Origin of the sequence: Luteibacter sp. (assembly GCF_035539195.1) — a bacterium.
Lineage (GTDB): Bacteria > Pseudomonadota > Gammaproteobacteria > Xanthomonadales > Rhodanobacteraceae > Luteibacter.
This window is the reverse complement of the sequence record NZ_DATLIW010000030.1, coordinates 70,061-95,687: the sequence shown is the minus strand read 5'-3', so window position 1 is coordinate 95,687 and position 25,627 is coordinate 70,061. Positions and strand designations below refer to the sequence as shown.

The window sequence follows — 25,627 nt, the reverse complement described above, 5'->3', positions numbered from 1 at the left end:
TGGGAGCCGCTTCAGCGGCGATGCCCCTGCCCGATCCTCTGAACCGTCACGGAAATTCCGTTAGACTCCCTATTCCGCCCATTCGGGCCGAATATCAAAGAGTAATGAACGAGGACCCTGGCAGTACGAACGGCCCGACTCACCGATCCTGGTGGGACCGTCTGGGCCACATGTTTTCCGGCGAGCCACGCAACCGCGACGAACTGATCGAGGAACTGCGCACCGCCCAGGCCAACGGCCTGCTCTCCAACGACACCCTGACCATGGTCGAGGGTGCGATCAAAGTCACCGAACTAAGCGTCGACGACGTCATGGTCCCCCGGGCCCAGATCGTCAGCCTGCCCGTCGATGCGCCGCTGCCGGACATCCTGGCCGCCGTCGTCGAATCCGGTCACTCCCGCTTCCCCGTGCACGGCGAAGACAAGGACGAAGTCCTTGGCATCCTGCTGGCCAAAGACCTGCTCAAGTACTTCGGCCTGAGCGAGGGCGGCGACGTGCGCGCCCTGCTCCGCCCGGCCGTGCTGATTCCCGAATCCATGCGCCTGAACGTGCTGCTGGCGGAGTTCCGTCTCACGCGCAACCACATGGCCCTGGTGGTGGACGAATACGGCGGCGTCGCCGGCCTGATCACCATCGAAGATGTGCTCGAGCAGATCGTCGGCGAGATCGACGACGAACACGACGACGAGGAAGAGCCGGTCCTCGCCACCCAGCTCGACGATGGCGTGTTCGCGGTGAGCGCTCTGACCCCGATCGCCGACTTCAACGAGGTGGCCGGCGCCCATTTCTCCGACGAGGAATTCGACACCATCGGCGGCATGATCACGTCCGAGTTCGGCCACCTGCCGAGCGTGGGCGAGGAGATCACCATGGGCGACTTCGTCTTCCGTGTCACCGAAGCCGACGATCGTCGCGTGCTGCACTTCCATGTCACCCGTGTAAGCAGCAACGGCAACGGTAACAACGGGACCTGATCCCTTTCCTTCAAGCCATGCCTGCGGGCAAGGACTACGCCCCACGATGCGCTACGCCCTGCTGTTGTTGATCGCCCTGTGTTTCGTTCCCGTTGCCCGCGCTGGCATCGTCGACGCCCCGGCCGCCAACCTCGAGATCTCGCTGATGACGTACGGGCCGGGCGATATCTACTGGGAGCGCTTCGGCCACGACGCGCTGGAAGTGCGCGACACCGTGAGCGGCGAAGCCATCGCCTTCAACTACGGCGTGTTCGACTTCGACCAGAAGGGCTTCATCGTCAATTTCGCGCGCGGCATCATGGCCTACCGCATGGACGCGGAGACCACGCAGTCGGACGTGGACTTCTATTCGGGCGAAGGCCGTTACGTCCGTCGCCAGCGGCTCGCGCTGGACAACGAGCAGAAAGACAGCCTGCGCCGCTTCCTGCTGTGGAACGTGCAGCCGGCCAATGCCGGCTACAACTACGACTACTACGCCGATAACTGCACCACGCGCGTGCGCGATGCGCTGGATGGTGCATTGGGTGGCGCACTCAGTCGCCAGCTGCGCACGCGCGCCGGTGGCATGACCTACCGCGAGCAGACGGCCCGGCTGATGAGCAACCAGGCCTGGTTGATGCTGGGCATGGACCTCGGTCTCGGCCCCTATGCCGACCAGCCGATGACCGCGTGGAAGGAAGCCTTCCTGCCGATGGTGCTGGAAGAAGAACTCCGTCACGTACGCGTTGGTGACGGCGCCGACGCGCGGCCGCTGGTCGATCAGGAAGACACGCTCGCGCAGAACAAGCTCGATCCGCCGCCGGAACAGGCGCCGGACCTGCGCTGGCCGTTGTTGATCATGGGGCTGATCTGGGCGGTTCCCCTCGCCCTGCCCGCCTTCACCCGAAACCGCCTGGCCCGTGGCGTCTTCGTCGCCGCCGGTACGCTGTACGCCGTCTTCGCCGGCCTGGCAGGCCTGTTCATGCTCGGCCTGTGGACGCTGACCCTGCACCGTTCCGCCTGGGGCAACTTCAACCTGCTGGCCTTCCAGCCGTTCGCCTTGCTGCTGATCCCCGGCATCTGGCGGCTGCGCGTGGCCGGTCGGCAGATCGGCCGGCTCGCACCGCGCGTGACCGCGCTTTCGTTCGCGGCTTGTGTCATCGCCCTCCTGCTGCACCTCTGGCCGGCGTTTCCACAGCGGAACCTCCCGTGGTTGCTGCTCGCCCTGCCGTGCTGGGCGGCGTTGTTCGCCACGTTCTGCCGTAGGCACGACTGAGGGCGGTAGAGGCAGCTCGGTAGCGGGAAGGCCAGGCTTTCACGATACGCCGACACTCCCGGCGCCCATTCGGCCACGGCGAATGTTGAATCCGCGATTGCCCCGTCACACGAGCGGCGGCATGATGCCGGCCTATGGCCTCCGTATCGATCCTCCCCGAACCCGTCGCTCCGCCCGTCAACAACGGCGGCATGGTCGTCAATTGCGTTGCCTACCGCATGGATGGCAGCCGCATCGGCGATATCACCATCGATGCGATCAGCGACGTCCTCAAGGAACCCGACACCTTCGTCTGGGTCGGCCTGCACGAGCCGGACGAGCCCCTGCTGCTGAAGCTGCAGGAAGAGTTCAACCTGCACGATCTGGCCATCGAGGACGCCCAGCTCGCCCACCAGCGCACCAAGATCGAAACCTACGGCGACTCCCTCTTCATCGTCGCGCAGACCGCCCAGCTGGTCGGCGGCAATATCGCCTTCGGTGAAACGCAGATCTTCGTCGGCCAGCGCTACTTCGTCACCGTGCGCCACGGCGCGTCGCTGTCGTATGCGCCGGCGCGTCGCACCTGCGAGCAGACGCCCGAGCTGCTCGCCATGGGGCCGAGCTACGCGCTCTACTCCGTGCTCGACTTCATCGTCGACAATTTCCTGCCGATCGTCCGCGACTTCCGGCAGGAACTGCACGAGCTCGAGAACGACATCTTCGCCGAGACGTACAACCGACAGACCATCAAGCGGCTATACGACATGCAGCGTGAGTTGATGACGCTACGCCTGGCCGTGGTGCCGCTGCAGGACATCGTGGCGCAGTTAACGCGGTTGCATCCGCATTTGATTCACGATGAACTGCGGGCGTATTTCCGCGATATCTACGATCACGTATTTCGTGTGAACGAGTCGATTTCCGCGATGCGGGAAATGCTTGGGGCGGCGATCAGTGTGAACCTTGCTCTCGTCACCTTCGGGCAGAACGAGGTGATGAAGAAGCTCGCTGGCTGGGCGGCCATGTTGGCTGCGCCTACGTTGATTACAAGCTGGTATGGGATGAACTTCGTGCATATGCCGGAGTTGAATCAGCCCTGGGCGTATCCGGCCATCACCTGCCTGGTCGCCTGCGTCGTCGGCATCATCTTTATCGCCCTGAAACGCAATCGCTGGTTCTGAGACGCCGGACCACCAAAGTCGCATAGGCTTCGTGTGGGAGCCGATTCATCGGCGATAAGGTCGAGCGACAAGGAAGCTACCGCATGAACTCACTGGATGCAGAACACTACCTGCTCGACGTAAAACTGCGCCGCGAGCGCGTGCCGTCGTTTGAGACGTATCCGTTCTCGCTTCCGGCTGTGAAAGAGCTTGGCACGCTGAGGCTGCATCCCAAGGTCACTTTTATCGTTGGGGAGAACGGTAGCGGGAAGTCGACGTTGCTGGAGGCGATCGCTACCGCGTGGGGATTCAATCCCGAGGGTGGGACGAAGAACTTCAACTTTGGGACGCGGCGTTCGCACTCGGATTTGCATGAGGCTTTGACGCTGGTCAAAGGCATCAAGCGAGCCAAGGATGGATTCTTCCTTCGGGCCGAAAGCTTCTTTAATGTGGCCGACGTACCTGCGCCAGTCACCCGGTCAACGACAGGCTTTCCGCCGCGGGGTTCGAACGTATCTTGCATACTCATTTGCGTGTCACTCCCTTGATGTCTAGAAACGCTTTTCGACAATACAAACCGCATAGGCCGAACAAGATTCCGGGCATCGCGAAGCCAAGCCAACCGAACAGAATGAGCTGTTCGAAGTGAGTCCCGATCCGCAGGAAAGGAAGATCGGATCCACTTTTCCCCAGCAGGATGAGGATCCCCACGAATGCCAGCACCGGTATCGCAATAATGGTGCGAAGTGCGTCCAGGACGCCGCGGCCATTTGAGAATGCTGCGGGAAGTGGAAATGCGAAACGGGCTATTACCCAAGCGGTAGCTAGCGGCAAGACCGGCCAGGTGAAGAAGTAATAGATGGCTGCCTCATCTGCGTATGACGCGTGCAGGGCCCATCTCCTTGCCGGGATGAAGTAAGCGATTTGCAGGATGTTTCGCGCCCAGGATCGCCCGAGAGCGTTGTCGTGGCAGAAAATCGCCGCGACCGCCGCTATGGCGATGAAAGACAGTGCGGCAATGCGTATCCAGCGCTCTACGGGCAGCGCACGTGCGGAGCGCCGGGAAAGATCACCTCTCATGAAGTGACTCCGAAAGGTGGACCTTTACCGGCTCCAGCAAGTACTCGAGCACCGTCCTTTTTCCGGTCATCACATCGAGGCTCACGGCCATGCCGGGCGTAACGCTGATGCTCGTGCCATCGATGAACATTGACTGGCGGGCTACCGCGTGGGGATTCAATCCCGAGGGTGGGACGAAGAACTTCAGCTTTGGGACGCGGCAGGGACGTCGGTCCAATACCATACACAATGCTTTATCACCTAGATTCTCGAACTTTCGTCAACTTTCTCTCAAGAAGCTGCGCTGCGTCGTCCACCGAACTGAGATATCCGGAGATTGCGACTCGCCTTCTTGAAGTCTTGATAACTAAAAATCTCTTGCCACTACTGCTAGTGCTCATCTCAGCAGAAACAATGTCCTTGTAGTCGATGCTAGAGCTTACGAAAGCCCCGTAGCAAAGATGATCGTCCCAAAACTTCAGGACGAACCTGTCTGCATATACACAGCCTGCGAATCCAAGAATCGCGAATCCACCAAAGCCTATCCAATCTACCGTTCTTATTGGCGCATCCGACCAAGTGAGGACGATGGGCCCCACCGTAACCGCAAAGACGCCAACCCAACAGAAGATTCGCAGGCCCTTGGAAAAGCGAAACTCGGGATACTCTTCGTCAGACGGTCCTTTTGATCTCGAAACGACCCGCTGCAGGAGCAGGCATGACACAGACAGTAAAATAGGAAATAGAAACGCCCTTAGCATTTTCGAACTCGATGATTGGTGTAGCGTGCTCTCAAAATCATGAAATTTTGATTCATCTGGATGAGTTGCGCCTCGCCTGCGGCCGCCTGGTTTTCAAGGGTCAGCATAACTCGGAGGCTAGACTAGCGTGCCTTTCGTTGCCCCTCCGGAAGACTACTCAGTTTGCTTTCAAGAAGCATCGCCGCGCTAGGGAAAGTCAATCTGTGTCGTCTTCCCTCAGTACGACTCGATCCTTGAAACCTCATACTTAGAAAGAAAGCCGTTCTCAAAGTCAGCATTGATGTTCACAAGAACCTCCAACCGATAAGCCTTCTCCTCCGGCCATGCCTTCTTGAGAACAATCAATTCCTCCGCATTGGGAGAGCGACTAGTTTGAGCTCGGTAAATCAACTTGTCTCCGACGCTCGTGAACCTGACAGAGAACTTACTTAAAAACTCCTGATACGACTGACCAATTTTCACCCCGTTGCCCGACGACATGACCTCCGCCGGCGATCGCAATGAACCGCAGCTTTGTGATGGAGCCTGCCGAGAGATGCTAAATCGCGTGATTCTGCTGAACCCGCCCATCGACCCCGCCTCAAAGAGTACGTAGAACCGCACATTAGGCGATTCCGCCAGATAGCATATCTGTACAGGTGACTCGTCTACCTTTCTAGATCTGAAGGAAACCGTCTTGCCCAGTATTTCCTGCGCTTCAGCAATTGTTGTGACGCCGATCTTGATCCTACCGAGAGCAAAAACGTCGCTTGACAACGTACGTGAATGCGCATCGGCCATGACGTTCACGCACCCGACCAGCATTGCGATGGCGATGGAAAGCTGGATGAGAACTTTCATCTGACCACCCTCAATGTCTCACCTGCAGGAACCGAGTTCCTGCAGTTCGGGGGAGCAACGATACAACCGTTCGAGGCGTCGTGGCGCGGATTGTCACCATGCATTAGCATGCCATCGCGCCCGTGCATGTCGGTTCCAGGAAGAGGAGTCAGACGGCGAGTGTTTGGACCAGCATGTGCGTGCGTAAACGCCGGCCCCACCGTGTAGTCTCCTCGTGGGAGTGGTCCGACATTGGACTGACCATCCATATCTGGATTGTTTCGGCCATCACCTGTTCCGGCATACCCGCCGCAGCTCAGATACTCAGCCCCGGTCCTGTCATCCGTACAGCGAAGGCTACCTGTACCTTGACTGTAGACACAAAGGCGACCGTCCGGATCCATGAAGATCAAAGGCGAACCATTTGCATAGATGTATGTATTGCCTCCTCCGTCCAGTCCGATGGGGTCGCTTTGTATGTACCGACCGGAGGCTGCTTCATAGTCACGATTGATGTTGTAAGCGAGCTCCGATTCCACGTCGAAGTACTGACCCGGAAATCGAGATCGATTCGTGAACTGGCCAAGCCCCGACGGATTCTCATCAGGCAGCGATGTGCCGAAGGGCTCGCCTCCCCAGAGCCAGACAGGGCGACCATTGGAGTCTGTGATTTCCCTTACGGTCCCCAATTGATCCGTAAGGGTTGCATAGATCATCGGGCTCGAGCTACCGACCTTCTTTAGGAGGGCCACCGGAAGGTCGCCCACATAGATGGTCTCATCGCTCGCCTCGGACGGCTGGGAGTACGCCCCCAACATCCGATAACCATCGGTGTAAGCGTAAGACAACGTCGAGGAACCGTCGCTTGTCACGACACGTCGCCCGAGACCATCAACCTCATATTGCAGCGGTGACATAACTGCAGAGCGCCGCAAGACCCCGCGGGCGTCGTAATCAAACTGGTCGGATCCGCGGGTGAGCGTGTTGCCCCGAAGGTCATACGAATACGCGTCAGTCGCACCCGTGCTATCCGTCACTGCAACGAGCTTGTTCGAGGCTATATCGTACCGATACGCAGATGTGACACCGTTCTGTGAGAACGAGAGACGATTTCCGTTCGGATCGTAAAGGTAAGCATAGGTGTTTGCACCTGATGCCTTGGTAAGGCGTCCATTGAGGTCGTACTCATAGGCAAAGGCGCCGTTCTGACCCGAGCCATTCGCATCCAGGGTGGCGGATACGACCTGGCCGTTCAGGTCGCGCTTGCGAGTGACGACACGGCCGCCAAGCGATGTATAGGACTCCAGTGCACCCGTTGGCGTGGAGGTCGCATTGCCAACAACGGACGTACCACCTGCGGTGACGGCAAGAATGTTGCCATCACCATCGTACTGATAAGCAACGATGAGGCCGCTCGGGTAAGTGAGCGAGGCCAAGTGCCCGCCAAGGTACGTATAGGAGGTCGTTCGGGCCGGCAGTGAGGCACTGGTCTGGGACTCGACAGCGACCCGCCCGAGTGCGTCGTACCCGAAGTGAACGACTGATGTTGGCGTACGGGATGTCGTCAGATGCCCGATCCCGGCACTCCCTTCGTCGTAAACATACTCGACCAGAAGCTCATCCGCGCTTCCCACACCAAATCGAGAGGAAGTGAGGCGCCCCAATGGGTCGTAAACGTACGTCGTGTGTACCCCACGCGCGTCGTTCGTTCCGCTGACGTTGCCTGCAGGATCATACTCGTACGTTGTCAGGCCAGTATCCGGGCTACTCAACGACACGCGATTGCCCAAACCGTCGTATGTGTAGTTGGTGACGTGGCCGAGCGGATCAACAACTGCAACCACGTGATCTCGGGAGTCGTAACTCGTCAGCGTCTTCCCACCGTCCGGCGCAGTCTGACTGATGACGCGATCCGCCGCGTCATACTGGACCTGAGTCAACGAGCCTAGCGGAGTGATGGACGAAACCTGATTTCCGTTCGAATCGTAGACGTAGTTGGTGCGATTCCCATAGCCGTCGATGGTTCCGATCGCCCGACCAAGCGGATCCAGGACACTTCGACTGCGTGAGCGCAGAGTGCCATCCTTGTCGAAGGTATCTTGTCCGATGATATTACCGTTCGCGTCACGAACGGTGACGATCCTTGAGCCGCTGGGCGAGGCCACCGACACGAGCCTGCCCAGACCGTCGTAACCATAAGTAGCCTTGGCCCCGTCGGGCGCGGTCGAGGTGGCGATCCTTCCCGCCAGGTCGTACGCATAGCCAGCGGTTTCCGCGGCGGGGAGACCAAAGGCGCTAGTCGTTGCTATGAGGCGACCTCGCACATCGTAGACATTTTTCTGGGTGATGCCGTTGGGGTCTTTCTCTTCAGTCAAGCGACCGTTGGCGTCATAGGCGACATAAGTGGTGACGTGCCCCAGCGCATCCGTCACAGAGGCCTGTTGACCGCGGCATCCCGTGCACGCGTCATCATTGGGAAAATACGTGACGGAAGTGAGGTCCTGCACGTCCGTACGGGGACCATCCACTAGGACCAGCCGTCCCTGGGCATCGTACTGATAGGACGTCGACCGCGATTGCGCTCCGGAGGACAGCGTGCTCTTGAGGATGTTGCCGTTCGCGTCATAGACAAACGACTCAGTCCAGTCAGGCTCTCCCGCCGCACTGTGCGTGACAGTCGCTGGCTTGCGCCGCACCGTATCCCACACTGTGGAAACCGATCGCATTGCGGTCGTTGCCGTGCCATCGCTCTTGAGTGCCTCAGTCCGGGAAGTCTCCAGATTCGTAGCGAGATCGAACGTGTAGCTAGTCAGATTTCCATTCGCGTCTCGTGATGAGACGCGATTGCCGTTGCTATCGAAGGCCGTCGCAGTAGCCGGGGTATTCGTGCAGCCTGCGCACGAGGTCGCCGAAGCCGTTGGCCGATTGACGCCGCCGCTGACAGCGAAGGTTATTGTCTCCGTCTTGCCGAGCGCGTCCGTATACGCCGTCGTTCCTGCACCATAGGCGTAGCTCTCGACAAAGCTCCCGCCGTTGCGACTATTCTTGGTTGCCCTACCGTTACTATCGTATGAGAAAACGCTTTCGGCACCCATCTCATCGACAAGACCCGTCATGAGGAAACGGTACGTACCATCCTCATACTTATAGGTGCGCGATGCGCCATCGGGATACGTGACGGAGGTCAACCGACCGGACGCATCGTAGCCGTACGCAATGACCTTTCCATCAGGCGTCGTTGCAGATGAAAGAAGCTCGCCGGTGTACGAGAACAGAATCTGCCGACCATACGGGTCCTCAACTAGTCCGAGTTTTCCGTTGCCATCGTAGGCCACGATGGTCTGAAGGCCGTTCTGATCCACTAGAGCCGTCACGCGGCCTGCCGCGTTGAACACCTTCCGACCGCCCGCCGCCAGGACTAGCGTCCAGCTTCCATCGGTCTCATGCCGCAAACGGTCCGCAGCGCCGCCGTAGTTCTGGAGGGGAGCCCCGGTCGTGTCGAACGACGTAATACTCCCATCCGGACTCACGACTGTAGCAAGAGCCGCACTACCGCTTGCCTCTGGATAAAGTCGGATGTCGTAGCTGTTTCGCCAGAAGTCATCCACGCCGGCGACGTCGGACGCGCCGCGGATAACAGGCCGGAAGAATCCGAAGGAATAGTAGTAACGGGTAAGCTGTAAGCCGCGCGGGTCGCCGAATCGGTAGTCTTCTTCGCGCTGAACGCGGGCGCCATTCGCAACTTGCACCGGATCGCCAAGCTTCTTGCAGCACGGCGGGTCAACAATACAATCAATATCGCCATCGGCCCGATTGCGGGTGCTGTACCCGAGTGGGCACTTGACTGCTCTGTCACGTCGAACGACGACCGTATAGTCCCAAGGGGTCCCGCAGGTCCCGTCAGCTGCTTTCACGTGGCCGGAATAGGTTCTTTCTCGCCGATCCGAGACGTTGATGCCATTGATGGAAGTGGGATTGAACGGCCAGCAACCAGGATCGTGCTCTGGCTGCTTACCCCACCCTGAGTCGACCACGTTGGTCTTGTCGCAGGTCGGATTGCCCACCTTCTTGTCTGGAATCGTGTAAGTGAGGGACTCTTCATCGACCGATTGCCCCATACCTCCTAGCACGTGTTCCGGCAAATTGTCACAGCCAGCTCCACCATCGGGACCAGTGCCTGGCGTTCCGCCGGCAGCAATACACCACTTCACGTCATTGCTGGTATAGAGGCTCCCATCGCACATGCCATAGGTGTAGCCCTCTGGGTTGTCGCCCTGAGTCGGCTTTTGAATTTCTACCTGGGTGCAGATCGCCGTGCCGCCGTCCCGCGGACAGTCCTGGGTTCGACAGGAAGCGTCCAGACCGGGCCCTCCCTCCCAGCGGCACTGACCTCCAGAAGCCTCGGCGTGATGACTGAACACCGCGACGAAGGCCAAGAAAAGTAAGCATCCCAATGCTTTCACAAGACTACCTCGGCTTCCGGTTACCGACTTAATGAACAGGCGTCAGGGTGACAGTGGCGCTGCCTACGGCAGCACGCGTCCCGTCTCCCGATACGTAGAAGTAAATGTCACGCGTCGAGTCAGCTGCGAGCGGCCCGATCGTTCCGGTGTAGCCGTTTGAGACGTCGCAGTAGTAGTTGTTGGCGAATGCACAGGCACCATCCGCGCCCCGGCCACTGATTCCTGCCCGGCCGCCACCCGCGCCGAGCACTTGGCCATCGACGCCCAACGTGAACGAATCACCGGCCTTGCCGGATACCGTGACCTTGACGAGGTTTCCTGGCCTGGTGACGGATAGCGCGAGCGGCACGCCTGGCATGAGCGCTCCGCCGTCGACGATCTCGCTCTTCCACAAAGTCGTCGAGAACGTGTTTCCATACCCATTCATGGAGGCGGCCTCGATGGTCCAGGCGCCCGCACTTGCCTCGAGAACCGACATCGAGCATCCGCCGCTGTAGCCGCAATAGAAGTTGCGGGCTAGGGAGCCATCGGGCGCATACAGGTTGATGAGGAGCCCATCGGTGTTCGTGGGCAGCACGTCGGTGGCAGCAAGAGTGAAGCTTTCGCCATCCGCGACATGAAGGACCCCACGTGCTGTCTGGCCCTGAAAGTCTGCGGCAACAGGGGTCGACCACTCGCCTGGAGACGTCGGTATGGCTTTCGTGTCCGATAGCGTGATCGAAGCTGTGCCGTAGGAAGCCTGATCACCATTGCTTGAGACATAAGCCAGAAGCTCGTAGTTTCCTGTCATGCGAAGCGGCTGCATGTCATACAAGCCATGCGACGAAGTGCCGAAGTTGCAGTAGTAGTTGTTGTCAAAGATGCACTGACCCGAGGGATTCTTGCCGGTCAGGTTCATCTGCTGTCCGCTCGGTCCAGGGTGCACGTTGTCCAGCCAGAGATGGAGCCGCTGTCCCTCCGATGCCGGCACGGTATAGCGGACAACCTGCCCCGGCAGAGTGCTCGACACGTTGACCGTCGAATTGATCGACAGCTGACCTCCCTCGGCAAAAGGCACGCGCCAGACACGAGCGCTGAAGCTCCTGGTGCGCGTGTCGGCCTCTTTCAACAACAAATAGTATGAGCCTGGGGCAGCACCTTCGAGTGTCGTAAAGCAGCTGCCCCAGCCGGTGCCGCAATAGATCGATGTCACGAGGGATCCGTCGGGCCTGTAAAGATCCCCTTCGATGTAGAACGGACTCGGCTGGCTATTGATGTCGGTCAGGGCAACACTGACGTCTTCACCTTCTTTCACGAGGATGGGAACGCGAACCTGCTGACCATTCACCGTCGAAGTCACATCGACATGATCCGCCCCCGAAGGCATGGTCGTATCCACGGTGTCCGACAACGTCATCGTCAACGCACCCGTGGGGGCAGCCGCACCAAGACTCTTCAGGTAGTAGAAAAGCGTGTATACGCCGTCGTACCGCAACGGGGCGAAGTCATAAGGAGCCGTCGGAGCGCTGATGTTGCAGTAGTAGTTGTTGTCGAAGATGCAATCGCCGGCGGGACTCTTTCCGGTGATGATGTCGTACCAGGTCCCCGGTCCGAGGGCCCGGTCCGTGGTGATCAATCGAAGCATCTGGCCTGTGTGGCCATGGAAGGTGTATCGGACTACCTGTCCGGGCTTTTCGATGACGGTACGTACCGTCGAATTAGGCTCGAAGGCGCCCCCATCGACATAGTTTGTCAGCCAGAACTTCGTGTCGATCGTCGACGTACGACTGTCGTACGGCTGAAGGATGGCAGCATATGTACCCGCTGGCCTGTAAACGATCTGGCCCTGGCAGTCTCCGTAGCCCGGGTACCCGCACGCATATGACCCGGCAGACTCACCCGACGGTCCGTTGAAGCTCATGACCAGCGCACCGCCCGCAGGCATGGTAACGATGTCCGACGAGGCGACACCGAGAGCCCCACCATCGGGGACGTCGAATAGGATGCGCTTGGTGTGAAACGGTAGCGACGTCACCAGATGGATCGGCGAATCGTCGGGTGAGACCTTTCCGTCAAGTTGAGCGGCAAGTTGACAATTCCATGCATTTGGCGCGCTGACAAGCAAAGTGTAGGTTCCCGCCACAGCCGCAGCTGGCAATGGCAAGGTTGGCGAGTTCTGAGTCAGCTCACCGCTGGCGAGCGTATCGCCGGCGGGACTGTATAACTTGTAGCTAAGACCAGCCGAGTTCAGCCCCGAACATAGATCCCAGTTCAAATCCACTGAAACGTAACTGCCTGACGCTGCGGAGTAGCTCAGCGCGTAGCTGCGCCCCGCCAGCGAACTGTAGGGATGAAACACACCATCGATTGGGAGGGTCGCTCGTCCGACAATACCGCTCAGATCAGTACCGGGAGGAAAGATAACGAAATCCGTAGCGGACTGAGCCCGTTTTCCGCCTGCAACCACAGCGATGGGGCCGGTGACCGCAGAGGCAGGCACCTTTGCGGTAAGAAGGTCCGGGCGTGCGCTGTCGACTACGGCCGCGACGCCGCCGAATGACAGCTGATTGTTCGACGCGACTGGATCAAAGCCCTGGCCCTGGATAGACACGGACACTCCGCCAGATCCGTACGCCGGGGCAAATCCGGTAATTGCGACGCCGCTCACCGCTGGGCCTTGGGCGATGAGCCGCCCATCTGCGTCGTATGTGTAGTGGACTTCCTGAGCGGAAGCAGGCTCGGCGAGCGAGAGGAGGAGCGCAAACGCCACGAATCGAGCTCGATACCAAGCTGACATTCCATTGCCCCTGATTACGACGTTGGCGCGTACACGCGCCCGGACCAAAGTCCAGCCTATTTACGCGCGTGTCCCCATTTGGCGCGGAGAGAACCGCGCCCGGCAAGATACTGCGACGTTTGCCGTCGCACTTTTGCTACCTGCGTCACACAATTACGAATCTCGCAAGATGCATTGATTGCGCTCGCTGTCGTAGCTATACCTGGAGACATTCCCGTACCCGCGCGTGCAGCACTCGTTCTCCGGCCTTGCTTCTCGTCAACGGCACATGGCGCTGCCGACCTTACCGCAACGGTCAATCAGCTATCTTCCCACGTGCGGCGTGTTGTCGTCATCGGTGCGACGCCAGATTTACGCGCCTGCGTTCCCGATTGCCTGAGCCGGAACTCGCTCAAGTCATGCGAAGTGACTCGTCGAGAATGCATCGCGCAGTCGGCTGCCATCCGGACGCTCCTATCGTCCCTACTCGCGAAGTATCCCAACGTCACATATGTGGAGCCCATCGACTTCTTCTGCACTCAAGAGTCCTGCCCGGGCGTGCGAAATGGCATGGCGCTTTACTGGGACAGCAATCACGTCTCCGCTTCTGCCGCCGCCGTCTTCGGACGAGAGTTTGTGGCGGGTCATACCAAATAAAAAACGGCGACCCGAAGGTCGCCGCCCTTATCTTCCTTACTTGGCGTCAGAAGCCGTCCACTCCTTCAACCACGCATTGACAGTCTCATGCCACTGCACGCTGTTCTGCGGCTTGAGCACCCAATGGTTCTCATCCGGGAAGTGCAATAGCTTGCTCGGAATGCCACGACGCTGTAGCGCGGTGAATGCGCCGATGCCCTGCGTGTCCGGAATACGGAAGTCCTTGCCGCTGTGGATAACCAGCATCGGCACACGCCACTCCTTCACGTGGTTGATCGGGTTGAAGCGCTCGTAGTTTTCCGGATGGTCGTATTGCGTGCCGCCATTTTCCTTCTCCTCGAACCAGAGCTCTTCAGTGTCGTAGTACATGGCGCGAGCATCGAAGACGCCGTCGTGATCGACGAGGCACTTCCACGGCTGGTTCCACACGCCGGCGATCCAGTAGACCATGTAGCCGCCATAGCTTGCGCCGAGGGCACAGGCGCGGTCGCCGTCGAGGAACTTGTACTTCGAAAGGGCAGCACTCCAGCCGGCCTTGAGGTCTTCCAGCGGTTTGCCACCCCAGTCACCCGAAATGGCGTCGGTGAACTTCTGGCCATAACCGGTGGAACCATGGAAGTTCACCGTGACGACGGCAAAGCCCTGCCCCGCATATGTCTGGGCGTTCCAGCGATAGCTCCAGCTGTTGGTCATCGCACCCTGCGGGCCACCATGGATGACGAAGGCCACCGGATAGGTCTTGCCCTTCTTATAGCCCGCCGGCTTGACCACATAACCCTGGACCGTGTCGCCGTTCGCACCCTTGAAGGTATAGAACTCGAAGTCACCGGTCTGTGCGCTCTTGATGCGCTTTGCGTTGAAGTGCGAGACCTGCTTGAGGCCCTTGCCCTTGACGTCCGCCGTGTATAGATCGGCCGGGCGCTTTAGGTCGTCGCGGGTCAGCAGCAGCTTGTTGCCACTGATCGAGAAGCCACTGACGGAACCGTCGGTGACGAGCGTAGTGACCTTGCCGGTCGGCACGTCGATCGCGAACAGCGGATGCTGGCCGTTATCGTCGGTGGTCGTGTAGAGGGTCTTGCCGTCTGCGGAAACCGTGAGTGGTCCGGCAGAGCGGTCCCAAGACGGATCGACTTCGTGCTTAGAGCCCGAAGCGAGGTCCAGAGCCCAGATGCCGAAACGATCCGCTTCCGAGCCCGGCTCCTTCATGGCGGTGTAGAAGAGCGTCTTGCCGTCCGGCGAAGCGACGGGGTTCGCATCCCAGGCCTGGTTGTCGGCCGTCAGGTTGGTCGGCGCGGCCGAGCCGTCCGAGGGAACGCTGAAGACATCGAAGTTGGTCGACCACGGCTCGCTCTTGCCGGCAATGCGCGCGTCGAAATAGACGGTCTTGCCATCCGGCGAGAAGGAGAACTCGTCTTCGCCACCGAAAGGCTTGCTCGGCACATCGCCGTCGATCCCCTTGCTCAGCAGCACCGGCTGCGAGGTGTTGTTGGCATCGGCGATATAGAGTTGGTTGCGACGACCGTCGGCCCAGACATCCCAGTGACGGACGAAGAGCTTGTCGTAGACCGTGCCGGTGGACTTGTCCTTCTCGCGACCGTCCAGTCGCTCCTTCGTGCAGGCCAGGTCGGCACAGTCGGTAAAGACCTCATAGCTCAACAGCAGCTTCGAGCCGTCCGGCGATAGCTTGAACGAGCCGACGTCCAGTGGCGCGGTGGTCACGGCATCGCCGGTACGCACGGTCAGGGCCAGACCCTTGCCATTATCGGCATCGAAGGCGCGATGCCAGACCTGGGCCACCCCGTCCCTCGGGGCCGTATAGAAGATGGACTTGCCATCCGGGGCCCAGCGCGGCGATGAACCCTTGTCCACCACCTTGACCGGCTCGGGCGGCTTATTGAGGTCCATCACATAGACGGAAGTGACACCCTTGTTCGCCGCATAGTCGGTGGCGCGCACGGTAAACAGCGCATAGTGGCCATCCGGTGAGAGCTGCGGATCACCGACGCGGTCCATCATGACTAGGTCGCGGATCGAGAAAGGATGCGGGGCGACGCTGTCGGCGTCCGCGGCCAAGACAGGGCCGGACGCCAGCGCGAGGGCCAGCGCGGCGAAAAGTGGTTTCATGGAGGCTCCCTTGGGGTTGTGCTCGGGGAGGACGGTACGGGGCGGGGTCCCCGCTTGCAAGCACGGCTGCGTTCGCCCGACAAAATGCCGCTTGCGCATCCTCGCCAACTTGAGGCGGCCCGCTTTCGTAGAGGCGGATTAGGAGCACATGCGCCTATTCAAGCTGCGTATCAGCTAGCCATGAACGGCGACGAGGATAGCCATCGAAGCGATCGACAGCGAAATCGCCACGTTTCCCAGAAAGGCAGCGCGGCGGGGCTGTCGAAGCTCGCGAGCAGAATGAGTCGCTCGCCGGATGCCTACGTGGACCACATTCGAGCAAGCCCACCCATCTTTGGCGCCGGGATAGACGTATGGGGAGTCTCGTTCCCGAGACCAATGTCACACTTCAACCATGCTGGCCACACATGGCAATTGATTGGTACGGACCGTGCTAGTGGCCGGGAGTCAACCAGGGGCCTTCACATGTCTTTCTCCAAGCGAGCTTCGGAGGGCTTCACGCTCATCGAAATGATGATTGTCGTGACCATCATCGCCATTCTGGCGGCTATCGCCATCCCACAGTACAAGGACTACCTGGTGCGGACCCAGGCGTCCGAAGGACTCGTGGCCGCATCCGGCGCGAAAGCGGCGGTCTGGGAATATATGCACAACACCGGGCGATTCCCGCCTTCGAACGTCTCCGCGGGCCTCCCGGCGGACACATCGATTAGCGGCAAGTACGTATCTTCGGTAGCCCTGCAACAGACCGGCGTCATCCTGATCTCGTACCAGACAGCGGACGCGAGTGATGTTCTGAAGCCTGAAACCATGTCCCTGTCACCCATCGACAATTCGGGCAGCATTGGTTGGACCTGCAAATCGACGCTCGCCAACCGATATTTGCCAACCACGTGTCGCGCGAACTGACGAAAAGCGTCACATGCTGACCTAATGCGTCACTGTCGAATGTGTCGCAATTCCCTGAATCGGCAAAATATTCCAGTTGATCCACAAGCGTGACCCGATGCACAATCCCGGCACCGGCAAGTGTGAGGAAATATGCCGGTCGCGGGAGTCGTGGCATGGACAATGCAGGCTTTGCGGCGAGCTTCCTGGTCGTTCCTGACCAAAGGCAAGTGAGGGAGCGTCTGACCCCGGTTACGGGTGAGGTGCTAGGGCTCAGGGGGCGTCACTTAATTTCGGTTAGTCAACACCAACGAGGAAATTTCATGAAGAACGTCCAGAAGGGCTTCACCCTCATCGAACTGATGATCGTTGTCGCCATTATCGCGATCCTGGCTGCTATCGCCATCCCGCAGTACCAGAACTACATCATCCGCACCCAGGTGTCGGAAGGCATGAACCTCGCTGACGGCGCCAAGACCGCCGTGGCGGAGTTCTACAACAATAAGGGTCACTTCCCTGCCAGCAACGTGTCGGCTGGCCTCCCGTCGACTGCTGCTTCCAACTCCGGCAAGTATGTTTCGACGCTCGTGGTCACCTCGGGCCTCATTACGGCTACCTTCTCCGGCACCTCGCCGCAGGAAGCCAACTCGAAGATCAACAGCAAGGTCATCACCCTGTCGCCCACCGACAACGGTGGCTCAATCTCCTGGAACTGCAAATCCAAGGGCAACAGCAGCTACGTCCCTGATGCGTACCTTCCTACGGCTTGCCGCACCTAATAGCGCGGGCTAAAACTTCGCGCAATGGAAAAGGGCCGTTATGCGGCCCTTTTTCTTGGAATATACCTTTGCTCCCGAACGCATCGCCGAAACATCGTACCGGACTATCGTTGCTCGTAGCGACGGGTGCATTTCTGCTGGTGGCCTGCTACCTGCCAGGCCTCCATGGGAACTTTCTGTTCGACGATGCAGCGAACCTCCCGAGTCTGGGCGCTTATGGCCCTGTGGACAACGGAACTACATTCCTACGCTACATAACTTCGGGCCGGGCAGATCCTACCGGACGCCCGGTGTCGCTGCTTTCGTTCTTGATAGATGCGAGGGACTGGCCGGCTGATCCGTTCGCTTTTAAACGAACCAATCTGATCCTTCACGGCGTCAATGCCGTGCTCCTGGGCATCGTGCTCGCGTGGCTAGGGCGACTTCACGGACTCTCGCGTGCACGCGCCGACGTCGCGTCTGTCCTGGCTACTGCTACATGGGCACTCCACCCGTTCTTTGTGTCAACCGTGCTTTATGTCGTGCAGCGGGAAGCCATGCTGCCGGCGACGTTCACCCTGCTCGGCCTGCTGTGCTGGCTTCGAGCCCGCGAGTGCAGCCCAGCAAAGCCCGCCATCAGCCTGATATGGCTGATCATCGGGGTCGGCGGTTGCACAGTGCTCGCCGCCTTGTCCAAGGCAAATGGCCTGCTCCTGCCACTCATGGTTTTGGCTTGCGAGGCCACTCTCCCAGCCTCCGCACCGACGTTTCGTACACAGCTCCGGTGGACATTGTGCCCGCCTGCCGTTGCCATCGTCGCCTATGTAATCTGGACAGCCATCGCCGCGATCGGCCACGGCCCCATCCCGATTCGCGGGTGGTCCGTCTGGCAGAGGCTGATGACAGAGCCGTTCATTTTGCTCGACTACCTAGCACAACTATGGCTGATTAAGCCCACGGACAGCAGCCTTCTCCATGACGGCATCCAGCCGGCGGCATCGCTGTGGTCTCCCTGGTACACCCTTCCATCGATCATCGTCTGCAGCTCACTCATTGTCACAGGCTGGATGATCCGTCGCCGTAACCCCTTCCTCTCGCTGGCGATCCTCTTTTTCTTCGCCGGACACGTCATGGAATCGAGCTCCCTGGCGCTTGAGCTCTACTTCGATCACCGGAACTATCTGCCGGCCATGCCAATGTTCTGGGCCCTGGCCGTCGCTGTCACCGGCCTACGCTCGCGACTGCTTGCCGGACTGAGCGCGACATCGGCGATTCTCGCGATCTCGGCACTGACATTTTCGACCACAACAGTCTGGGGCCACCCCCTGGCTCAGGCGATCGAATGGGCGGAGAGGCATCCGGAATCCGCGCGCGCACAGGCTTATGCCGTGCAGATGGACATGGACTCGGGTCGAGCGGTCCAGGCACGCGAACGAATAGACGCTGCCAGCCGCCGGTTCGCTGGCGAACCTCAGATCGCATTGAACCTGATCGACATCCACTGCGCCACGGGCGGACTGGTAGCTGGCGATATCGAGTACACACGACGTACCTTCCGTGAAACGCAACGCGAACCGGGTTCTCTGCTGCTCAACTGGTTCGTTCGGGTCGTCGATGCCCGCGATCGCGCCGCCTGCGACGGCCTGTCGGACCAAGCACTTGGAGACATCCTCGACGGTGCCGCGGAGAACCCCCGAATCGCGGCCATTGCGGGCCGAAGACAGGATATCGACCATGCGCGGGGCCTTATCCTGCTGGCAGACCGGAATCCCGACGCCGCCCTGGCCTGGTTCAATCGCGCCCTTGCCGAGCAGCCGAACCCCGCCACAGCGCTTGAACAGGCTGCGCTGCTCGGATCAGCCGGGAAGCCCGCCCTGGGCCTCGCTCATCTGGGATACTTCTCGCATCTGCCGGCACCCGCCCGGCATGGGATTACTGACGGCATGCCCTGGCTCCACGATTACGTTCTGGAAAAACAGCATTATTGGGATGGCGAGATAGCCCATCTGGCCACAGCCCTCAGACATGACGCCGGTGCCCAGCAGTGACGCGCATCTCTCATGATTCCGTTCCGGGCTGGCTCGTATTCATCGTTCTGGCAATCGTGGCAACCGCCATATATGCGCTTGGGATTCACGGCGGGTTTCTTTTCGACGACTACCCCAACATCGTCGACAACCATGGCGTCCAACCCGCAGACGCCACGGTTAGATCACTGATTCGCAGCGCGCTTTCCTCGCCTTCGAGCGAGTTCAAACGGCCACTGGCTTCCCTTACATTTGCAGCAAACTTCTTGGCTTCCGGGTTGGACCCGGTTGCGATGAAGATTACGAACGTCGCCATTCACCTTGCGAATGGCGTACTGGCCTTTCTACTTTGCCGGATGATTCTCAAAGTCATCGGCGACGAGACCGCAGACGACCGTAATTCAGGGATCACGGCAGCCATAGTTGCCGGCTGCTGGCTACTGCTACCGATCAACCTGACCGCTGTTTTATACGTCGTGCAGCGCATGGAGAGCCTAGCCAACCTGTTCGTGCTGATAGGCCTCCTGGGGTACGTGCGATCACGCATACGCATGCAGCACTCGGCCAGCGCGACCGGGTTCTGGGCTGCGGCAACCTCTATCGTTTTCCCGACCATACTCGGTCTTCTGGCGAAAGAGACGGCGGTGATGCTTCCGCTTTACGCCTTGGTAATCGAGTTCATCGTGTTCCGCGGGCTAAGCCTACGACCATCATCAACGGGCGACGCGGTCGTCCGGGACAAGCGGATTATCGGAGCCTACGTCCTTGTACTTGCGCTGCCAATCGCGGCTGGCCTAGCCTGGATACTCCCAGGACTCCTTCGTCCGTCAGGATGGTCGACCCGAAACTTCACACTCGGCACTCGGCTACTGACCGAAGCGAGGGTCGTCATCGACTACGTCGCGTGGACTATCGTCCCGACACCCGGAGCCCTGTCGTTCTACCACGATGATTTTGCGATCTCGTCGGGGTTTTTTGCTCCATGGACCACTGCGGCCTCGATCCTAGCGCTCGGCGCCACTGTGGTTCTTGCATTCGCCACCCACAGAAAGGCTCCGACCGTCAGCTTGGGCTTGCTGCTCTATCTCGCATGCCATCTGCTAACGGCAACAATCCTGCCTCTCGAACTCGTCTACGAACACCGCAACTACTTTGCGAGCTTGGGGCTGATGCTCGCCGTCGTGCCGCTTCTTGCCCCATGGTCAGGTTACGGTAAATCGGCGGGCATCCTTGTTCGTCGCACCCTGCTAGCCGCACTCGTTGTTCAGTTCGCAGCGCAGCTCGCGATCCTTTCGCACGCGTGGAACAGTCCCCTTGACCTTGCGCAGGCATTGGCAGAACGCGCACCTAAGTCGCCCCGCGCACAGTACGAACTAGGGCGCACATACATCGTCCTGTCTCATTACGACGAGCAATCACCATTCACACCGCTGGCGTATGCCCCGCTAGAAAGGGGTGCAGCGCTGAAGGGATCGACCATCCTTCCCGAGCAGGCACTGATCTTTCTCAATTCTCGCCTTGGTCGACCGCTCAAGGATGCCTGGTGGGATTCGATCACAAGCAAGCTTCGCGAAAACAAGGTCGGAGTGCAGGATGAAAGCGCGCTTGGCGCCCTGAGCGACTGCATGCGACAGGGTCTTTGCCATCTGCCAGTAGGCCGAATGATGGACGCTTATCTCGCCGCCTTGTCTCACGAAAGTAAAAGCGCTCGCTTGCTTGCCATGTATTCTGATTTCGCGTGGAATCAGCTAAACGACCACGAGCTCTCCGTCCGGGTCGCGAGAGAGGTTGTCGAAGTGGACGGACGGGAGCCGGCATATCGCATCAGCCTTATCAACAAGCTCATCAATCTGAGCCGCTTCGACGAGGCACGCACGCAGCGCGACACACTGGTCACGATGAATGTTGGCGGCGCCTACGATGACGACATTGCCCGTATCGATACGGCGTTGGCAAAACCCTGATGCACCCGCGACTGGCTAACGGAGGCACAAGATTCGTTTCCGTCCATATCGAAGTTGCGGCCGCTAACGCGACCGTTGGGGCCTGACGATGTCGCGTAGGCATATTGCAACTAACGTAATTGCGCTTTACGCCGTTCAAGGCATGCAGTACGTCTTTCCGCTAATGGTCCTTCCGATCATTACGAGATCGATCGGGCCAGACCGATATGGCTTGCTTTCCTTCTGGCAAGCGCTGGCGGCACTCCTCAGCCTCGTCGTGGATTACGGCTTTAACTACACGTCGATACGAGCACTGAATCAGACCGATTCGGTCGAATGCAGATCGGCCATCTTCTGGTCGACCGCCTGGGCAAAGCTGGTACTCCTATTTCCTGCAAGCATCATCTTGGTCATCGCCTCCGTCTCAGTGCCAAACGAGGCCCCACCGTTTCTCGTTTTTGCTGCTTGGCTATCCGTGCTTGGCGCTGCCATTTCGCCTGCCTGGTTCTTCATCGCAACGCGTCAGAACGTCGCCGCCGCAGTGATAAGCGCCGGAGCTTCACTCGTTTCGCTACTAGCCATGTGGCTTTTCGTAAGTATCCCGTCCGACTTCAATCGGGCCGCCTTGATCCAGCTCGGCATGCCCTTGGTAGCAGCAATTGCGCTGTCCATGTACCGGTGGGCGAAGCTGAATGCCGGCACGCCGCGGTTCGACGCAAAGGACGTTGCCCTCCGTCTTCGCGAGGGCTTCCCTCTCTTCGTCATGACGCTTGGTGCCGGCGCCTATTCCTCGTTTAACCCGTTTCTCCTCGGTCTGGTCAGCACCTCGCCTCAGATCGCCGACTACGCGCTCGGTGAACGCCTCGTTCGTGCCGCAAAGAATACCGTTCAACCCATCCTCGTCGCGATGTACCCCTACGCTGCTGAGGGCGATAGAGGCTCCAACACTCTTCGTACCAATCTGCGTCGAGCCGGAGTCGCAACGCTCGCCTTGAGCGTCGTTGTATCCTTGGTATTGGCCGTTCTTTCCCCATTTGCAATCTGGGTGGTGAGCGGGACGGCGTTCGTCGGAGCGATCTCGACGACCCGAATCCTTTCCGCCAACGTCGCGGTGATTACGGCTGGCCATTTGATCGGCGTGCAATACTTAGTAGCCAGGGGTAGAGAACGGCTTGTCACTATCATTACCGTGGTGGCGGTTCCGATCCACGTAGTCACGTTCATGGTCGCCGGGCATCGCTTCGGCGCGGTCGGCGGGGCCATCGCTTACGTGGGAGTAGAGTGCCTGGTAACCATAGCCTTCGGCGTTGTAGCCATTAATTTGAGGAAAAGTAATTGAAGATTCCGTTTCTACAACGCTTCTACCGCGGTGTCGCCCGGCATACGGCGCATCATGTCGCCCAGAAGGATGCCTTCGATCTAAGGCATGTCCTGCAACGCAGGGCGGCCGAGGACAGCGCCGGTTATATCGAGACTCACGCAATGGGCGCCCGGTCGCTCGATGGGGCCGACGCCGTATTGACCGATTCCGTCGAGCGGGCACTTGGCGTCACTGGCTGCTTCTGCGAGTTTGGCGTATATCAAGGACGGACCCTCAAGCGAATCGCAGCCCTTGCGCCAGCGCGTGCTCTGCACGGTTTCGACTCCTTCGAAGGCCTTCCTGAGGACTGGCGCGATGGATTCAAGCAAGGCGCCTTCCAGACAGACGCACCCAAAATAGGTGCGCGCAACGTGCAACTGCATACCGGCTGGTTCGACGCGACCGTTCCACCCTTTTCGGCAAACCTGCCTGAACCGATCGCGTTCGCCCACATCGATTGCGATCTATATTCATCGACCAAGACGGTCCTTGACTCCATCACACAGCATCTCGTGATCGGCTCTGTATTGCTGTTTGATGAATACTTCAACTACCCGGGGTGGCGTCAGCACGAGCACCGTGCGTTACAGGAGACAGTCGGGCGCGGTGAACTTAGCGTGGAAACGATTTCCTACAATGCCCAAGGTGAGCAGCTGGCCGTGGTCGTCACGGGTGGCTCTAAGATTGCGACAACACATCAGCCATGAGTCGTACGAAGCTCACTTCGAAGCTGCGACGCAGCGTTGCGACGTACGGCTTGGCCGGGTCGCTATCGCGCGCCGCACGCGAATTCATCGAAGCGATGGCAAAATTCCTGCGCGATTGGCGCGATCACCACGGCACCTATCGCCTCGAAGGCGAGCCCAAGGGACTGGACGTCGGCGTTGTCGTCCTCGCGGGCTATAAGCCATCGCTCTGGCCGTTAACGCTGGCTCGTATCCGCAAGTTCGTACCATCGTGCGCAGAGGTCTGCGTTACGACTGCTGGCAAGCGCGTTCCCGAGCTCGCCGAACTGTGTAAGGCCAACGGATGGACGTACTTGACGACGTCGGCCAACAAGACCGGCCTCGCGCTAAACAAAGTCATCGATACTCATCCATCTGCCACCCGCTGGTTCAAACTGGATGAAGATGTTTTTGTCGCCGCGGGATTCTTTGATGGCCTCATGCAGGGCTACGAAGCAATTGTAAACCAGGGTTCTTACCGGCCTGGATTTTGTGCACCTATGCTCAACGTCAACGGAATTTCCTATGCAGGCTTCCTTGAACGCATAGACGCCGCGGATGACTACAAGGCGATCTTCGGAGACCTGCGGCAGGCATGTGATGGGATACCCGCGCACTACGATCCGAGAGCCGCAGAATGGCTATGGCGCCGGACCTTGCCGCTGGATGAAGTCGCTGCGCGAATGACTTCCGGCATCGCTGAACCTCTCGCGCACGCAAGACTTATCGGCACCCGTTTCAGCATCGGTGCAATACTTTTCGAACGTGAGTTCTGGAAGGCATTCGGCGGGTTCACGTCGACCTGGCGACAAGGAATCCTCGGCGTCGATGAAACGGGGATCTGCACTGCCTGCATGCTCGCATCCAGGCCTATGTACTACATGACGAATATCCTCGCCGGACACTTCTCTTTCTACCCGCAAGAGCGCGCCATGATGGATCTCCTCCCTGAATTCGCGAAGATAGATCCCGCTAGCTTCGGGACCGAAGCAGGTCGACATTCATGAGTGCTTGCGCCGTGATCGTGACATTCAACCGGTCCGTCCTTCTCGAGCGATGCGTGGCGGCCATGCTCGCACAGACAATCGCACCGGATCGCATCCTTGTCATCGACAACGCGTCCACTGATGACACCCAGTCACGCATGACAGAACGTTCGGCGAACGCGCCTCACCTCGAGTACCACCGCCTCGAAACGAACACGGGCGGCGCCGGTGGGTTCTCCGAGGGCATCCGCCTAGCTACTGAAGCCGGCTACGACTGGGCGTGGGTTATGGACGACGATGCTGAACCGCACCCAGATGCACTTGAGATACTGATAAGGCATGCCCATGATCCTTCCCAGATCTACGGCTCGGTCGCAGTCCGCGGAAATGAAACCTCCTGGATACTCACCGTTGTCGATGAAGAGCCGCCTCGGGACATCTACTATACGAATGACCTTCGCGATATAGCACCGGTCAGATTCCTGCCTTTCCTGGGATTGTTGATCCATCGCGATCTTGTCTCTCGGATCGGCCTTCCCGACTCAGGCTATTTCATCGCTGCCGACGACGTCGAATACTGCATGAGAGCGCAGCGAGCCGGCGCAAGCGTACTTGCCATAGGCGGGAGCAGAATCGAACATCCGCGTGCCGAGATCTACCACGCGTGGGCACCTGGGCGGCGTCTCGCATGTCTTCGACTCGCACCTTGGAAGCGTTACTACGACACGCGCAACCGACTTTTGATCGCCCGGGAATACTACGGAAGCCGACTCTACACTGAGACGGTGCCGGGCACCCTGATGCGTTGGTTTGCATGCATGGTTCACGAAAAACAGCGTTTGCGGCAGACTTGGGCATTCCTCGCGGGCACTTGGGACGGACTTCGTGGACGCAAGGGACTTCGCCATACCCTTTGGAATATCAACCCGTGAGC

18 protein-coding genes are annotated in these 25,627 nt (G+C 59.3%); 13 read left to right on the top strand and 5 right to left on the bottom strand.

Annotation, left to right across the window (positions count from 1 at the left end):
* Positions 1–104: 104 nt before the first annotated feature.
* From VM621_RS10145 to VM621_RS10130, 4 genes are all read left to right on the top strand, one after another.
* The gene (locus tag VM621_RS10145; RefSeq protein WP_325468850.1) at positions 105–974 is read left to right on the top strand and encodes an HlyC/CorC family transporter; all 870 of its coding nucleotides are present in this window, start codon (positions 105–107) and stop codon (positions 972–974) included.
* A gap of 46 nt (positions 975–1,020) precedes the next feature.
* Positions 1,021–2,229 (top strand): DUF4105 domain-containing protein, encoded by a 1,209-nt coding sequence (locus tag VM621_RS10140; protein WP_325468849.1) that lies wholly within the window; start codon positions 1,021–1,023, stop codon positions 2,227–2,229.
* 134 nt (positions 2,230–2,363) lie between these two features.
* The gene (locus VM621_RS10135) at positions 2,364–3,389 is read left to right on the top strand and encodes a magnesium and cobalt transport protein CorA (RefSeq protein WP_325468848.1); all 1,026 of its coding nucleotides are present in this window, start codon (positions 2,364–2,366) and stop codon (positions 3,387–3,389) included.
* Between the two features lie 83 nt (positions 3,390–3,472).
* Entirely contained in the window at positions 3,473–3,916 is a 444-nt protein-coding gene (locus tag VM621_RS10130) for an AAA family ATPase (RefSeq protein ID WP_325468847.1), read from the top strand.
* On the opposite strand, the gene VM621_RS10125 is transcribed toward VM621_RS10130, so the two are convergent.
* The 4 genes from VM621_RS10125 to VM621_RS10110 form a co-directional block, all read right to left on the bottom strand.
* Positions 3,894–4,448 carry a hypothetical protein gene (locus VM621_RS10125; RefSeq protein WP_325468846.1) on the bottom strand — a complete coding sequence of 185 codons (555 nt, stop codon included), beginning with the start codon at positions 4,446–4,448 and terminating at the stop codon, positions 3,894–3,896. The genes VM621_RS10130 and VM621_RS10125 overlap by 23 nt on opposite strands.
* Positions 4,449–5,404: 956 nt before the next feature.
* Positions 5,405–6,028 (bottom strand): hypothetical protein, encoded by a 624-nt coding sequence (locus VM621_RS10120; protein ID WP_325468845.1) that lies wholly within the window; start codon positions 6,026–6,028, stop codon positions 5,405–5,407.
* Entirely contained in the window at positions 6,025–10,443 is a 4,419-nt protein-coding gene (locus tag VM621_RS10115; RefSeq protein WP_325468844.1) for an RHS repeat-associated core domain-containing protein, read from the bottom strand. Before VM621_RS10115 ends, VM621_RS10120 begins: the two co-directional genes overlap by 4 nt.
* A gap of 55 nt (positions 10,444–10,498) precedes the next feature.
* Complete coding sequence (locus tag VM621_RS10110) at positions 10,499–13,246, bottom strand: IPT/TIG domain-containing protein (protein WP_325468843.1); 2,748 nt, start codon at positions 13,244–13,246, stop codon at positions 10,499–10,501.
* 78 nt (positions 13,247–13,324) lie between these two features.
* Here VM621_RS10110 and VM621_RS19590 point away from each other — a divergent pair, with 78 nt between their 5' ends.
* The gene (locus VM621_RS19590) at positions 13,325–13,882 is read left to right on the top strand and encodes an SGNH hydrolase domain-containing protein (RefSeq protein WP_414674522.1); all 558 of its coding nucleotides are present in this window, start codon (positions 13,325–13,327) and stop codon (positions 13,880–13,882) included.
* A gap of 36 nt (positions 13,883–13,918) precedes the next feature.
* Here VM621_RS19590 and VM621_RS10105 read toward each other — a convergent pair whose 3' ends face one another.
* Positions 13,919–16,006: a S9 family peptidase gene (locus VM621_RS10105; RefSeq protein ID WP_325468842.1), complete on the bottom strand. Its 2,088-nt coding sequence runs from the start codon at positions 16,004–16,006 to the stop codon at positions 13,919–13,921.
* A 465-nt stretch (positions 16,007–16,471) separates the two neighbouring features.
* On the opposite strand from VM621_RS10105, the gene VM621_RS10100 reads away from it, so the two are divergent.
* The 8 genes from VM621_RS10100 to VM621_RS10065 all read left to right on the top strand — a co-directional run bounded on the left by VM621_RS10100 (position 16,472) and on the right by VM621_RS10065 (position 25,625).
* Entirely contained in the window at positions 16,472–16,915 is a 444-nt protein-coding gene (locus VM621_RS10100; protein ID WP_325468841.1) for a pilin, read from the top strand.
* 302 nt (positions 16,916–17,217) lie between these two features.
* Complete coding sequence (locus VM621_RS10095) at positions 17,218–17,673, top strand: pilin (protein ID WP_325468840.1); 456 nt, start codon at positions 17,218–17,220, stop codon at positions 17,671–17,673.
* A 290-nt stretch (positions 17,674–17,963) separates the two neighbouring features.
* Positions 17,964–19,700, top strand: coding sequence for a tetratricopeptide repeat protein (locus VM621_RS10090; protein ID WP_325468839.1), 1,737 nt, complete (start codon positions 17,964–17,966; stop codon positions 19,698–19,700).
* Complete coding sequence (locus VM621_RS10085; RefSeq protein WP_325468838.1) at positions 19,697–21,643, top strand: hypothetical protein; 1,947 nt, start codon at positions 19,697–19,699, stop codon at positions 21,641–21,643. Before VM621_RS10090 ends, VM621_RS10085 begins: the two co-directional genes overlap by 4 nt.
* Positions 21,644–21,731: 88 nt before the next feature.
* Complete coding sequence (locus VM621_RS10080) at positions 21,732–22,961, top strand: oligosaccharide flippase family protein (RefSeq protein ID WP_325468837.1); 1,230 nt, start codon at positions 21,732–21,734, stop codon at positions 22,959–22,961.
* The gene (locus VM621_RS10075; protein WP_325468836.1) at positions 22,958–23,689 is read left to right on the top strand and encodes a TylF/MycF/NovP-related O-methyltransferase; all 732 of its coding nucleotides are present in this window, start codon (positions 22,958–22,960) and stop codon (positions 23,687–23,689) included. The genes VM621_RS10080 and VM621_RS10075 overlap by 4 nt, the downstream gene beginning before the upstream one ends.
* A complete protein-coding gene (locus VM621_RS10070) occupies positions 23,686–24,714 on the top strand; it encodes a hypothetical protein (protein WP_325468835.1) in 1,029 nt (342 codons plus the stop codon). Before VM621_RS10075 ends, VM621_RS10070 begins: the two co-directional genes overlap by 4 nt.
* Positions 24,711–25,625: a glycosyltransferase family 2 protein gene (locus VM621_RS10065; RefSeq protein WP_325468834.1), complete on the top strand. Its 915-nt coding sequence runs from the start codon at positions 24,711–24,713 to the stop codon at positions 25,623–25,625. The genes VM621_RS10070 and VM621_RS10065 overlap by 4 nt, the downstream gene beginning before the upstream one ends.
* Positions 25,626–25,627: the final 2 nt, after the last annotated feature.